Source organism: Blastococcus sp. CT_GayMR20 (assembly GCF_004570345.1).
Genome location: NZ_SPQM01000135.1, coordinates 1 through 12,261, shown reverse-complemented (window position 1 = coordinate 12,261; position 12,261 = coordinate 1). Strand labels below are relative to the sequence as shown.

Here is a 12,261-nt window from a genome sequence, read left to right as displayed (position 1 = left end):
TCCGGCCCGACGTCCGCGACAAGGTGGTCCGGAACCTCTCCGAGCGTGCCGCCGAGAACCTCAACGAGGAGATCGAACTGCTCGGCCCGGTGCGCACCCGCACCGTCGAGGAGGCCCAGGCCAAGGTGGTGGCCACGATCCGAGGCATGGAAGAACGAGGCGAGCTGGCGCTCAACCGCGGCGCAGAGGAAGAACTCATCGGCTGAACCGCCACGAGATCCTGCCCGGAACCCTGGACCCGACGTGCCAGCACGCCTGGGCACCCGTCGTTCCCCGTCACCAGAGCTCGGGCGCGAGGACAGTGCACGTCGCGGCCCCCGCCAGCACGTCGTGCGCGTCCGGGGGCGACGTAGTGGTGGTCAGAAAGGTGGTCACGCCGCTCCAGGAAGCGGTCAGGGACCGTTCCGGATCTCTCCGGATACGGCCCCTGAGACATCACACTGTCGGGCTGACAGGATTTGAACCTGCGACCCCCTGACCCCCAGTCAGGTGCGCTACCAAGCTGCGCTACAGCCCGCGTGCCGTGCGCGCAGCCGGGACTCCGGGCCGCGCGACGACCGCCTGAGCAGGTTACCGCACGGCGAATTCCTCCTGTGTCCCGCCGTGACGCCGTCCGACCGGGCCAACAGACGGTGACGCCCGGGCTCCCCCGTCGCTAGCGTCGCGACCCACGGGGTGTTGCCGTCGACGGGCAGGGGCTTGGTCATGGGCAGGACATTCGCGTCCCGAGTGAGCGGTCGGCGGCTCAAGTGGGTCATCCTCGTGTTCTGGGTGGTGCTGGCGGCTGTCTGCGCGCCGCTCGCCGGAGGGCTGACCGACCAGCAGGACAACGACATCGCCTCCTGGCTGCCCGGCGACGCCGAGTCGACCGTCGCGCTGGAGCGCCAGATCGCGCTCGGCTCGGACCCCGACGTCGTCCCCGCCGTCATCGTCTACGAGCGGGCGGACGGGCTCACCGCCGCCGACACCGAGGCCATCGCGGACGACGCCGCCGCCTTGGGGCAGCTCGACGCACTCGACGGCACAGTCGTCGGCCCGATCCCGTCCGAGGACGGACAGGCGGCGCAGCTGATCGTGCCGATCAATCCCGGTTCGGGGGGCTGGGAGGCGATCGCGCCGATCGTCGACGACATCCGTGCCGAGGCGTCGGACGGGCCCGACGGGCTGAGCGCCTACGTGACCGGTCCGGCCGGACAGGCGGCCGACTCGTCCGAGGCCTTCTCCGGCCTCGACAGCACGTTGCTCCTGGCGGCGCTGGGCGTCGTCGTCCTGATCCTGCTGTTCACCTACCGCAGCCCGGTGCTGTGGATCCTGCCGATCTTCTCGGCCGTCATCGCCCTGTTCTGCGCGCAGGCCGTCGTCTACCTGCTCGCCCGCTATGCCGACCTGACGGTGAACGCGCAGAGCGCCAGCATCCTCACCGTCCTGGTCGTCGGCGCCGGTACCGACTACGCCCTCCTGCTGATCGCCCGCTACCGCGAGGAACTGCGGCTGCACGCCGACCGGCACGAGGCCATGACCGAGGCGGTGCACCGGGCGGGGCCGGCCGTCCTCGCCAGCGGCGGCACGGTGATCCTCGGGATGCTGTGCCTGGTCGCCGCGGACATGAACTCGACCCGCGGCCTCGGCCCCGTGGCCGCGATCGGCGTCGCGGTGACCCTTCTGGTGCTGATGACCCTGCTCCCGGCGCTGCTGGTCATCTGCGGCCGGTGGGTGTTCTGGCCGGTGCGTCCCTCGCTCGGCAGCCCGGAACCGACGGCGACCGGGCTGTGGGCCCGCGTGGGCGGCCTGATCAAGCCCCGCCCGCGCGCGGTGTGGCTGGTGACCTGCGCCCTGCTGCTGGCCGCCTCGTTCGCCATGTTCGGCCTGAACGCGAAGGGACTCACCGCGGCCGACTCGTTCCGCGGCACGCCCGAGTCGATCCAGGGGGACGCCGTCGCACTCGAGCACTTCCCCGGCGCCGCCGGGAACCCCGTCCACGTCCTGACCTCCGCGGACACGGCGGACGACGTCGCGGACGCCGTGGCCGCGGCCGACGGCATCGCCTCGGTAGCGGAACCGCAGGTGATCGGGAGCGACGCGCTGATCGAGGCGGAGCTCGCGGACGCCCCCGACAGCCAGGCCGCCTACGCCACCGTCGAGTCGCTCCGCTCGACCCTGGACGACGTCGGGGACGGCGCGGCGCTGGTGGGCGGCAACACCGCCCTGAACCTCGACGTCCAGACCGCCTCCCAGCGCGACAACCTGGTGATCATCCCGCTGATCATGCTCGTGGTGCTGGCAGTGCTCGCCGTCCTGCTGCGGGCGGTCGTCGCCCCGCTGATCCTCATCGCGACCGTGGTGCTGTCCTACGGCGCGGCGCTCGGGCTCAGCGCGCTGATCTTCGACTGGGTCGTCGGGGTCGAGACGACCGACAGCTCGTTCCCGCTGTTCGTCTTCGTGTTCCTCGTCGCGCTGGGCATCGACTACAACATCTTCCTGATGACGCGGGTGCGCGAGGAGGCGTTCGACCACGGCACCCGCCGGGCTGCCCTGGTCGGGCTGGCGGCGACCGGCGGCGTCATCACGTCGGCCGGCCTGGTGCTGGCCGCGACCTTCGCGGTGCTGGCCACGCTGCCGCTGACGTTCACGATCCAGCTGGGAATCGCGGTGGCGCTGGGCGTCCTGCTCGACACGATCGTCGTGCGCTCGGTGCTCGTGACCGCGCTCACCCTCGACGTCGGCCGGTGGATGTGGTGGCCGAGCAAGCTGGCGCACCGGCTCGACGAGCCGGAGCCGCCCGCCGGGCAGGCCGACGACCTCCGGCTGCCCACGCCCCGCGAGCCCGGTCGGGAGGTCAGCCCTTCGGCCGATCGCTCCCCCGGCCCTCGCGGACCTTGACCGACACCTCGATCGGGCTGCCCTCGAAGCCCCAGCGCTCGCGGATCTTGCGTTCCAGGAACCGGCGGTAGCCGGCCTCGAGGAACCCGGTCGAGAAGACGACGAACCGCGGCGGCCGGACGTCGGCCTGGGTGACGTACTTGATCTTCGGTGCACGTCCCCCGCGGGCCGGGGGTGGCGTCTCCTGGACCAGCGCGCGCACGAAGGTGTTGAGCTCCGACGTCGGGACGCGGGACTCCCACGAGGCGAGCGCCGCGCGCAGGTGGTCGGCGAGCTTGTTGACGCCGCGACCGGTCGAGGCGGAGATGTTGACCCGCGAGGCCCACCGGACGCGAGCCAGCTCGCGCTCGATCTCCTTCTCCAGCTGGAAGCGGCGGTCCTCGTCAAGGGTGTCCCACTTGTTGATCGCGATCACCAGGGCACGCCCGGCCTCGACCACCTGGGTGATGACCCGCTGGTCCTGCTCGCTGATGACCTCGTCGGCGGCGAGCAGCACGACGGCGACCTCGGCCGCCTGGATCGCCGCCTCGGTGCGCAGGCTGGCGTAGTACTCGGTGCCGCTGGCGGTGTTCACCTTGCGCCGCAGGCCGGCGGTGTCGACGAACCGCCACTCCTCGCCGCCGAGGACGACGATGGAGTCGACCGGGTCGACCGTCGTCCCGGCGACGGAGTCGACGACGGACCGCTCGTCCTTGGCCAGCCGGTTGAGCAGGCTCGACTTGCCGACGTTCGGCCGACCCACGAGCGCGACCCGGCGCGGTCCGCCCTCCTCCAGCTGCTCGCGCGGCGCCTCGGGCATCGAGTCGAGGATGAGGTCGAGGAGGTCACCGCTGGAGCGGCCGTGCAGGGCGCTGACCGCCTGCGGCTCGCCGAGCCCGAGCGACCACAGCTCCGACGCACCGGCCTCGGAGCGCTCGTCGTCGACCTTGTTGGCCACGAGGATCACCGGCCGGTCGCTGCGCCGCAGGATGCGGGCGGCGGCCAGGTCGGTGTCTGTCGCGCCGACGGTGCTGTCGACCACGAGCACGATGACGTCCGCGGTCTCCATCGCGTATTCGGCCTGGCGGGTGATCGAGGCGCCGAGGCCGGTGGCCTTCGGTTCCCATCCCCCCGTGTCGACGACGGTGAACCGCTTGCCGTTCCACAGCGCGTCGTAGGAGATGCGGTCGCGCGTCACGCCCGGGACGTCCTGCACGACGGCTGCGCGGCGGCCGAGGATCCGGTTGACCAGCGTGGACTTGCCGACGTTCGGCCGGCCGACGATGGCGACGACGGGCAGCGGCCCGGTCGGTTCGGTCATGACCGCTCCCCCGCCCCGACGGCCGAGAGGGCGATCTCGACGACCCGGTCGACGACCTGGTCGCGGTCGAGGTCGGTGCTGTCGACGACGACGGCGTCCGCGGCGGGCCGCAGCGGGCTGTCGGCGCGGTTGCTGTCGTACTCGTCGCGGCGGCGGAGGTCGGCGGCCAGGGCGGCGATCTTCTCCGGCCGGCTGAGGCCGAGCTGACCGGCCCGTCGCTGGGCACGCACCTCCGGCGCCGCGGTCAGGTAGATCTTCACGGTCGCGTCGGGCAGGACGACCGTGCCGATGTCGCGCCCCTCGACGACGACCGCGTCGGCCGCGGCGACGAGTGCGCGCTGCTGGTCGACGAGCCGGCGCCGGACGGCCGGGACCGCAGAGACCGGCGAGACCGAGCGCGTCACCTCCACGCCGCGGATGCGCTCGGCGACGTCCACCCCGTCGACCTGCACCAGCTCGGCGCCGGCCGTGGTCCCGACCTCGATCGTCGCCGCCGTGACGGCGCGGGCGATCCCCTCGGCGTCGTCGAGGTCCACCCCGGCGTCGAGGACGGCGACGGTCGCGGCGCGGTACATGGCGCCGGTGTCCAGGTAGGCGGCGCCGAGGCGGGCAGCGACGGCGCGGGCGACGCTGGACTTGCCGGTGCCCGACGGTCCGTCGAGGGTGATCTGACCCTGGAAGCCGGTCACTGGGCGATGTCCCGGCGGAGGGCGGTCGCGCCGCGCAGGTAGACGTGCTGGACCTCGGCGCGCGAACGCGGCGTGTCCACGTGCGCCATGAGGCGGAGCACCCTCGGCAGCGCATGCGGGACGTCGATCTCCGTGGCGCACATCAGCGGCACGTCGCCCATGCCCAGCTCGCGGGCGGCGAGCGCGGGGAACTCCGACGTCAGGTCGGGCGTGGCCGTGAACAGGATGCTGATCACGTCGTCGTGGTGAAGCTCGTTGCGTTCCAGCACCGCGCTGACCAGCTCACGGGTGGCCTCGAGCACCTGGTCCCGGTCATCGGCGTCGACCTGCGTCGCGCCCCGGATGGCTCGGACGGCCATGCATGTCTCCTCGTTCGATTGCGGCGCCCGGATCGCCGGAGCCCTGTCGAGTCTAGTGAAAGGACCCTCCTGCCCCCCGCCGCTCGCAAGCTCGCGGCGGGCCCCTGCAGGAGGGCGAAGGGGCGCACGGCACCGTGGTCCCGGGGGAACGTCTACAGGCCGACGAGCTCCTGGAGCGTGCCGAGCTCCTCCTTGGACAGTCTGCGGATCGATCCGGAGCGCATCCGCTGGAGCTGTACGGGACCGACGGCGGTGCGGGTGAGCCGGGAGACCGGCAGCCCGACGTGCGCCAGCAGGCGGCGGACGATGTGCTTGCGGCCCTCGTGCAGCACGACCTCGACGACCGACTGCCCGGCGTGGGTGTCGACGACCCGGAACGAGTCGACCTTCACCGGCCCGTCCTCGAGCTCCACGCCGTTGCGCAGCCGTCGGGCCAGGTCCCGCGGCACCGAGCCGCTGACCTGCGCCAGGTAGGTCTTGCGCACCTCGTAGCTGGGATGGGCCAGCCGGTGGGCGAGCTCGCCGTCGTTGGTGAGCAGGAGCAGGCCCTCGGTGTCCTGGTCCAGCCGGCCGACGTGGACCAGGCCCTTCGCCAGGTCGCCGACCATGTCCCCGACCGTCGAGCGGTTGCGGTCGTCGCTCATCGCGGTGATGACGCCCGGCGGCTTGTTCATCGCATAGGTGACGCGGTCCTCGCGGGTCTCGATGCGGACGCCGTCGACGGCGATCTTGTCGACGGCCGGGTCGACCCGCATGCCCTGCACGGTGACCTGCCTGCCGTTCACGCTGATGCGCCCCGCCTCGATCATGTCCTCGCAGACCCGGCGCGAGCCGACCCCCGCGCGGGCCAGGACCTTCTGCAGCCGCTCCCCCTGGCGGTCGTCGTCGGGCTCGGAGTCGTCGCGGTCACCGGGGTGGACCGGGGCGAGCTCCATGTCCTCCGACCAGCCGTCGCCGGCCGCGGTGGTGGTCTCGTCGTCAGGGTTTGCGGTGTTCATCGCCGCCCAGTCTCCCACCGTTGGCAGGCGCCTTCGTCCACGGTGAGCACGAACGCCGGTCCGGCTCCGGCTAGCGTCAGCACATGGCGCCCGCAGGGGACGGACGACTCCACCTGGCGACCGGCATCGCGACGGCCGTCACGGACGAGGGCGAGCCGACCGCCGATGCACCGGTGGTCCTCCTGCACAGCTGGGCTGCGGCCCGCCGCTCCTTCGCCGCGCTGGCGCCGCTTGTGTCCCCGCACGTGCGGACCCTGGCGTTCGACCTCCGCGGGCACGGCGACGCCGACAAGCCGCCGGAGGGCTACGACCTGGCCACCCTCGCCGCGGACGTCGTGGCTGCACTCGACGCGCTGGAGGTGCCGCGGGCCGTCCTCGTCGGCGCCTCCAGCGGCGGCTACCTCGCCCAGCAGGTCGCGGTGAGCGCCCCGGAGCGGGTCGCGGGCCTCGTGCTCGCCGGCACACCGCACGACCTGCGCGGCCGCCCGCCGTTCGCCGAGGAGTTGGCCCTCATCAGCGACCCGGTCGACCCGGCCTGGGTGCGGCAGTTCATCGCCGGGTTCACCGACCTCGAGCGGCTGCCGTCCTGGTACGTCGACGTCCTCGTGGAGGACGCGCTGCGGCTGCCCGCCCCGATCTGGACGGCGACCTTCCGCGGGCTCAACAGGTCGACGCCGCCGACCGAGCTGGGCGTGGTCAGTGCGCCGACGCTGGTGATCAGCGGCGGCCGCGACGGACTCCTGGGCCGCGAGCAGACCGATGCGCTGCTGGCCGCGATCCCCGGCGCGGAATGGATCGAGTACGAGGACGCCGGTCACCTCGTGCTGGAGGAACAACCGGCTCGGCTGGCCGCCGACGTCGTCGCCTTCGTCGCCGGACTCGCCGAGGACGACGAGTCGTGACGCCCGCTCAACTGTCGGGGTGCTCGTCGAGCATCGCCGCGGTCTCCGGCAGGAACGGTGCCAGCTCGGGCAGGTCGGCCAGGCTGCGCAGCCCCAGCCGCTCCAGGAACAGCGGCGTCGTCGCGTAGAGCCCGCCGCCGCTGTCCGGATCGGGACCGACCTCGTGCACCAGCCCGCGCGTGAGCAGGGTCCGCATGACGCCGTCCACCCCGACGCCACGGATGGCCGACACCCGGGCGCGGGTCACCGGCTGGCGGTAGGCGATCACCGCGAGGGTCTCCAACGCCGCCTGCGTGAGCCGGCTGCGCTGGCCGTCGACGAGGTAGCGCTCGACGACCGGGGCGTGCTCCTCCCGGGTGTAGAGGCGCCACCCCTCCCCCACCGTGCGCAGCGTGAGACCGGACCGCCGCTCGTCGTAGCCGGCCGCGAGGTCGGCCAGCCCGGCGCGCACCTGCTCGACGGAGCACCGGAGCGCGGCGGCCAGCGTGTCCTCGTCGACCGGGTCGTCCATCACGAACAGCAGCGCCTCCAGCCCGCCCTGCAGCTCGGCGGGATCGAGCAGCTCGAGCCGTGCCCCAGCCGGCTCATCCTCCGGCGCGGGCTCCCCCGCCGGGACGTCGGCCGGCGTCGGGTCCTGCGGCGGCTCGTCGGGGGTCGGCGGCACCGGCGCCGGCTCGGGGAAGGCCTCGGGCGGCTGGTCGGCGACGCGGGTGGCCAGCGCCTGCGCCACGGCGTCCCAGGTGGCCGGGTCGGCGTCCCCCCGGTCCTGTGCCTGCTCGCGCGTCGCGGCCAGCTCGGCGGCCAGCGCCTCCCAGGAGATGGGGGCCGGTCCGGCGCCGGGCTCTTCGGGCTCGCCGCTCACGAGTACTCCTCCTCGACGTGCTCCACGCTGCTCCGATCCGGGTCGCCGGCGTCGTCGTCCCCGACCGCGGGGAGCGTGCCTCCGGTCCACCGCACGTGCAGCTCCCCCAGCGGCGTCAGCTGCTCGAACACCACGCGCTGCTGCCGGTACAGCTCGAGCAGGGCCAGGAACCGGGCGACCACCTCGTTGGTGTGCCCGCAATCGGCGGTGAGCGCCCGGAAGGACGCCGTCCCCGAGCGGACCAGGTGGTTGCGGACGACGAGCAGCTGCTCCGAGACGCTCACCGCCGGGGCGTGCAGGTGCGACACGCCCACGACCTCGGGGCCCTTCGGCGTCAACGCGCGGGCCGCCAGTGCCGCGAACTGCTCCGGGGACAGGTCGAGGAGCACCTCGGGCACGAGTTCGGCGAACCGCGGCTCGAGGCCGGCCTCGCGGGGGAACCGGCGGGCCGCTTCCGCCTCGCGCTCCCGCAGGAACCGGGCGGCCTGCTTGTAGGCCTTGTACTGCAGCAGCCGGGCGAAGAGCAGGTCGCGGGCCTCGAGGAGCTCGAGGTCCTCCTCGTCGTCGACGTCGGCGGCCGGCAGCAGCCGCGCGGCCTTCAGGTCGAGCAGCGTCGAGGCGACGACGAGGAACTCGCTGGCCTGGTCGAGGTCGAGCTCGCTGCCGAGCGCCCGCAGGTGGGCGATGAACTCGTCGGTGACCTTCGACAGGGCGATCTCGGTGACGTCGAGCTTGTGCTTGCCGATGAGCTGCAGCAGCAGGTCGAACGGGCCCTCGAAGTTGGTGAGCTTGACCGTGAAACGTGACGACGCGGCCCCCTCGGCTGTGCCAGCCGAGGGGACCGCATCGGTGCTGCTGCTCACGGATGCCGAGCCTATGCCCGGCGTCAGTTCCCCTTGAGCCGGCGGACCAGGACCGAGTCGTCGCCGCGCTCGTCGAGGTCGGCGAGGAGGACCGAGATCGCCTCGCGGACGATGCGGCCACGGTCGGCCGCGACCCCGTGCCGGCCGCGCAGCGTCAGCCGCGCCGTCTCCAGCGCGAGCAGTTCGTCCGCGGAGATGTAGACGGTGATCTTCTCGTCGTGCTTGGTGCGGTCGTTGCGGGTGCGCGCGGGGCGGCCCCGCGTGGGGATGGACGGCTGCATCACCGGCGCGGGCTGCACGGCCGGAGCCGACTGCGGGACCGACCGGAACGAGGCGAGCTCGTCCGCGCCGCCGGGCACCAGCGTCAGCGGGGTGCCCGAGGTCTCTTCCGACTGGCGCGCGCTGCCCCTCAGGGCGGGCGAGCTGGTCGTGGTGCTCAGGCTGGGCAGCTCGGTGACCTCGGGGACCGAGGAGCCGGCGTCGGTGCGCCGGAACAGCTCCGAGGCGCCGGGAAGAACGGGCCTCCGAGTCACAGGGCCAGAACCTCCTTGGCGAGGTCGCGGTACGCCGAGGCGCCCGACGAGGTGGGGGCCCACGTGGTGATCGGCTGCCCGGCGACGGTGGTCTCCGGGAAGCGCACCGTGCGCTGGATGACGGTCTGGAACACCGTGTCGTCGAAGGCCTCGACCACGCGGCTGAACACCTCGCGGCAGTGCACGGTCCGGGAGTCGTACATCGTCGCGAGGATCCCGGAGATCTCCAGCGACGGGTTCAGCCGCTCCTTGACCTTGTCGATCGTGTCGACGAGGAGCGCCACGCCGCGGAGGGAGAAGAACTCGCACTCGAGCGGGATGATCACGCCCTGCGCCGCGGTCAGCGCGTTCACCGTCAGCAGGCCGAGAGACGGCTGGCAGTCGATGAGGATGTAGTCGTAGTCGTTGCGCACGTCGGCCAGCACCCGCAGCAGCGTCTGCTCGCGGGCGACCTCACTGACCAGTTGCACCTCGGCGGCCGACAGGTCGATGTTGCTCGGCACCAGGTCCAGGCCCGCGATGTCGGTCGGCACCCGCACGTCGGCGAGCGTCGTCTTCCGCTCCATCAGGGCGTTGTAGATCGTCCGGTCCATGTTCTGGGCGGGGATCCCGAGGCCGACCGACAGGGCGCCCTGCGGGTCGAGGTCGATGAGCAGGACGCGCCGGCCGTACTCGGTCAGTGCGGCACCCAGGTTGATGGTGGACGTCGTCTTGCCGACGCCGCCCTTCTGGTTGCACATCGCGATGATGCGGGCGGGCCCGTGCTCGGTGATGGGCTGGGGCTCGGGCAGGGGGCGCTGGCGGGCCTTCGCCGGGTCCTGTCGCGAGATCGCCCCCATCTCGGGGCCGCTGTCGTGCGGGCGCGCGACGGCAGAGGCCGCGTCCGCTCGGGTAGCCATGGGTCTTGTTGCCTCCACCTCGTGCCCGATTCCGGTCGGTTCCGGTCGCGGTCAGCCGTCCTGCCCGCTCGGGTGATGAGGACGCTATGGAGTGCGGAAGCTCTTCCCAAGGAGGCACGCCGGGGCGTCATGTCGACATGGCGACCAATGGCAACACCTGTGACTGCACAAGCGGAATCCGGCACAGATAGTGCCAACGACACGAACCGGCCGATGTCAGCTGCGTGCCCGCGGATGGCTCGTCGCGTAGACCTCGCGGAGCCGGTCGACGGTGACCAGCGTGTACACCTGCGTCGTCGTCACCGACGCGTGACCGAGCAGCTCCTGGACGACGCGCACGTCTGCGCCGCCGTCGAGGAGGTGGGTCGCGAACGAGTGCCGCAGCGTGTGGGGTGAGACCTCCGCGGTGAGCCCGGCGCGCTCCGCGGACGACCGCAGGATGGCCCAGGCGCTCTGCCGCGAGAGCGCGCCGCCGCGCACGTTGAGGAACAACGCTCCCCCACGGACGCCGGTCCGCCCGCTGGCCGCCAGAGCCGGCCGGGCCCGCACCAGGTACTCCTCGACGGCCCGCAGGGCGTAGCTGCCCACCGGGACGACGCGCTCCTTGCCGCCCTTGCCGGCCAGCCGCACCGCTGCCTGCCCGCGGTCGAGGTCGTCGACCGCCAGCCCGACGGCCTCGGAGATGCGCGCCCCGGTGCCGTACAGCAGCTCCAGCAGAGCCCGGTCCCGCAGCCCCCGCGGGCCCTCGACCGCGCCCGCCGCCTCGATGAGCGCGACCACCGACTCCACCGGGATCGCCTTCGGCAACCGCCGAGCGGGGGTCGGGGGCTTCACCTCGTGCGCCACGTCGTCGGGCACGAGCCCGTCCAGCAGCGCGAACCGGTGCAGGCCGCGGACCGCGACCACCGCGCGGGCCGCGGACGTCGCCGACAGCGGCGGATGGTCGTCGTCCCCCTGACGGAGGGCGGCGAGGAACCCGGAGACGTCGGACTCGGCGACCTCGCGCATCCCGCGGACGCCGGCCGCGGCGAGGTACTCCGTGTAGCGGCGCAGGTCGCGCCGGTACGAGGCGATCGTGTTGGCGGCGAGTCCACGCTCCACGGTCAGGTGGTCCAGGTAGCCGGTGACGACCCGCTCGGGGGCGGGACCGGCACCGAGGTCGGCAGCGAGCGTCAGTGCAGGACCTCCTGGAGCGGGACGGCGGTCATGCCGTGCGCCTCGGCGACCTCCGGCAGCACCACCTGGCCGGCCACGACGTTCACGCCGTGGGCGAGGGCGGGGTGGGCCGCGACCGCGCCCGCCGTCCCCTCGTTGGCCAGCGCCATCACGTAGGGCAGCGTCACGTTGGTCAGGGCGTGGGTCGAGGTGTTCGGGACGGCGCCGGGCATGTTGGCCACGCAGTAGAAGACCGACTCGTGGACGCGGAACGTCGGGTCGTCGTGCGTCGTCGGGCGGGTGTCCTCGAAGCAGCCGCCCTGGTCGACGGCGATGTCGACGAGCACCGACCCCGGCTTCATCCGCGACACGAGCTCGTTGCTGATGAGTGTGGGCGCCTTGGCACCCGGCACGAGGACCGCGCCGATGACGAGGTCGGCGTCGAGGACGGCACGCTCCACCTCGTAGGCGTTGGACGCGACCGTCTGCAGGTGACCGCGGTAGATCCGGTCGGCCGACCGCAGCTTCTCGATGTCCCGGTCGAGCACGATCACCTCCGCCTGCATGCCGAGCGCGATCGTGGCCGCGTTCATCCCGGAGACCCCGGCACCGATGACGACGACCTTCGCGGCGTAGACGCCGGACACGCCGCCGAGCAGCACGCCGCGGCCGCCGTGCGCCCGCTCCAGACTGTGCGCCCCCACCTGAGGGGCCATGCGGCCGGCGACCTCCGACATGGGCGCCAGCAGCGGCAGGGCGCCGTCGGGCGTCTGGACGGTCTCGTAGGCGATCGCCGTGGTGCCCGAGGCGATGAGGGCGTC

13 protein-coding genes and 1 tRNA gene are annotated in these 12,261 nt (G+C 72.9%); 3 read left to right on the top strand and 11 right to left on the bottom strand.

The genetic code is table 11. The features are described from left to right. Positions 1-206, top strand: a 206-nt coding sequence (locus tag E4P40_RS22215) for a FliG C-terminal domain-containing protein (protein WP_280790638.1), incomplete at its 5' end; no start/stop codon positions are given. 237 nt (positions 207-443) lie between these two features. Here the strand turns inward: E4P40_RS22215 and E4P40_RS22210 are convergent. Further along, positions 444-517 (bottom strand) — tRNA-Pro (locus E4P40_RS22210). 212 nt (positions 518-729) lie between these two features. Between E4P40_RS22210 and E4P40_RS22205 the strand changes: the two genes are divergently transcribed. Then, positions 730-2,880 carry an MMPL family transporter gene (locus tag E4P40_RS22205; protein WP_245160508.1) on the top strand — a complete coding sequence of 717 codons (2,151 nt, stop codon included), beginning with the start codon at positions 730-732 and terminating at the stop codon, positions 2,878-2,880. On the opposite strand, the gene der is transcribed toward E4P40_RS22205, so the two are convergent. The 4 genes from der to E4P40_RS22185 all read right to left on the bottom strand — a co-directional run bounded on the left by der (position 2,837) and on the right by E4P40_RS22185 (position 6,226). Continuing rightward, on the bottom strand, positions 2,837-4,180 hold the full coding sequence (gene der, locus E4P40_RS22200) for a ribosome biogenesis GTPase Der (protein ID WP_135160588.1): 1,344 nt from the start codon (positions 4,178-4,180) through the stop codon (positions 2,837-2,839). The genes E4P40_RS22205 and der overlap by 44 nt on opposite strands. Then, complete coding sequence (gene cmk, locus E4P40_RS22195; protein WP_135160587.1) at positions 4,177-4,869, bottom strand: (d)CMP kinase; 693 nt, start codon at positions 4,867-4,869, stop codon at positions 4,177-4,179. Before cmk ends, der begins: the two co-directional genes overlap by 4 nt. Then, positions 4,866-5,228: a chorismate mutase gene (gene aroH, locus E4P40_RS22190; RefSeq protein WP_135160586.1), complete on the bottom strand. Its 363-nt coding sequence runs from the start codon at positions 5,226-5,228 to the stop codon at positions 4,866-4,868. The genes cmk and aroH overlap by 4 nt, the downstream gene beginning before the upstream one ends. Positions 5,229-5,380: 152 nt before the next feature. Further along, on the bottom strand, positions 5,381-6,226 hold the full coding sequence (locus tag E4P40_RS22185) for a pseudouridine synthase (RefSeq protein ID WP_135160585.1): 846 nt from the start codon (positions 6,224-6,226) through the stop codon (positions 5,381-5,383). 83 nt (positions 6,227-6,309) lie between these two features. Here E4P40_RS22185 and E4P40_RS22180 point away from each other — a divergent pair, with 83 nt between their 5' ends. Further along, positions 6,310-7,128, top strand: coding sequence for an alpha/beta fold hydrolase (locus tag E4P40_RS22180; RefSeq protein WP_135160584.1), 819 nt, complete (start codon positions 6,310-6,312; stop codon positions 7,126-7,128). A 7-nt stretch (positions 7,129-7,135) separates the two neighbouring features. Here E4P40_RS22180 and scpB read toward each other — a convergent pair whose 3' ends face one another. From scpB to E4P40_RS22150, 6 genes are all read right to left on the bottom strand, one after another. After that, positions 7,136-7,990, bottom strand: coding sequence for an SMC-Scp complex subunit ScpB (scpB, locus tag E4P40_RS22175; protein ID WP_135160583.1), 855 nt, complete (start codon positions 7,988-7,990; stop codon positions 7,136-7,138). Then, positions 7,987-8,853 carry a ScpA family protein gene (locus E4P40_RS22170; RefSeq protein ID WP_135160582.1) on the bottom strand — a complete coding sequence of 289 codons (867 nt, stop codon included), beginning with the start codon at positions 8,851-8,853 and terminating at the stop codon, positions 7,987-7,989. Before E4P40_RS22170 ends, scpB begins: the two co-directional genes overlap by 4 nt. Before the next feature lie 23 nt (positions 8,854-8,876). Further along, positions 8,877-9,386: a hypothetical protein gene (locus E4P40_RS22165; RefSeq protein ID WP_135160581.1), complete on the bottom strand. Its 510-nt coding sequence runs from the start codon at positions 9,384-9,386 to the stop codon at positions 8,877-8,879. Continuing rightward, entirely contained in the window at positions 9,383-10,225 is an 843-nt protein-coding gene (locus tag E4P40_RS22160) for an AAA family ATPase (RefSeq protein WP_209305462.1), read from the bottom strand. The genes E4P40_RS22165 and E4P40_RS22160 overlap by 4 nt, the downstream gene beginning before the upstream one ends. Before the next feature lie 276 nt (positions 10,226-10,501). Continuing rightward, on the bottom strand, positions 10,502-11,461 hold the full coding sequence (gene xerD, locus E4P40_RS22155) for a site-specific tyrosine recombinase XerD (RefSeq protein WP_135160590.1): 960 nt from the start codon (positions 11,459-11,461) through the stop codon (positions 10,502-10,504). Further along, positions 11,458-12,261: alanine dehydrogenase (locus E4P40_RS22150; RefSeq protein WP_135160579.1), on the bottom strand; the 804-nt coding region annotated here is incomplete at its 5' end. The genes E4P40_RS22150 and xerD, both read right to left, overlap by 4 nt.

Excerpts from the sequence above, each read along its gene's own strand:
- der (WP_135160588.1), bottom strand. The coding sequence starts at position 4,180 with ATGACCGAACCGACCGGGCCGCTGCCCGTCGTCGCCATCGTCGGCCGG.
- aroH (WP_135160586.1), bottom strand. The coding sequence starts at position 5,228 with ATGGCCGTCCGAGCCATCCGGGGCGCGACGCAGGTCGACGCCGATGAC.
- E4P40_RS22185 (WP_135160585.1), bottom strand. The coding sequence starts at position 6,226 with ATGAACACCGCAAACCCTGACGACGAGACCACCACCGCGGCCGGCGAC.
- E4P40_RS22180 (WP_135160584.1), top strand. The coding sequence starts at position 6,310 with ATGGCGCCCGCAGGGGACGGACGACTCCACCTGGCGACCGGCATCGCG.
- E4P40_RS22160 (WP_209305462.1), bottom strand. The coding sequence starts at position 10,225 with ATGGGGGCGATCTCGCGACAGGACCCGGCGAAGGCCCGCCAGCGCCCC.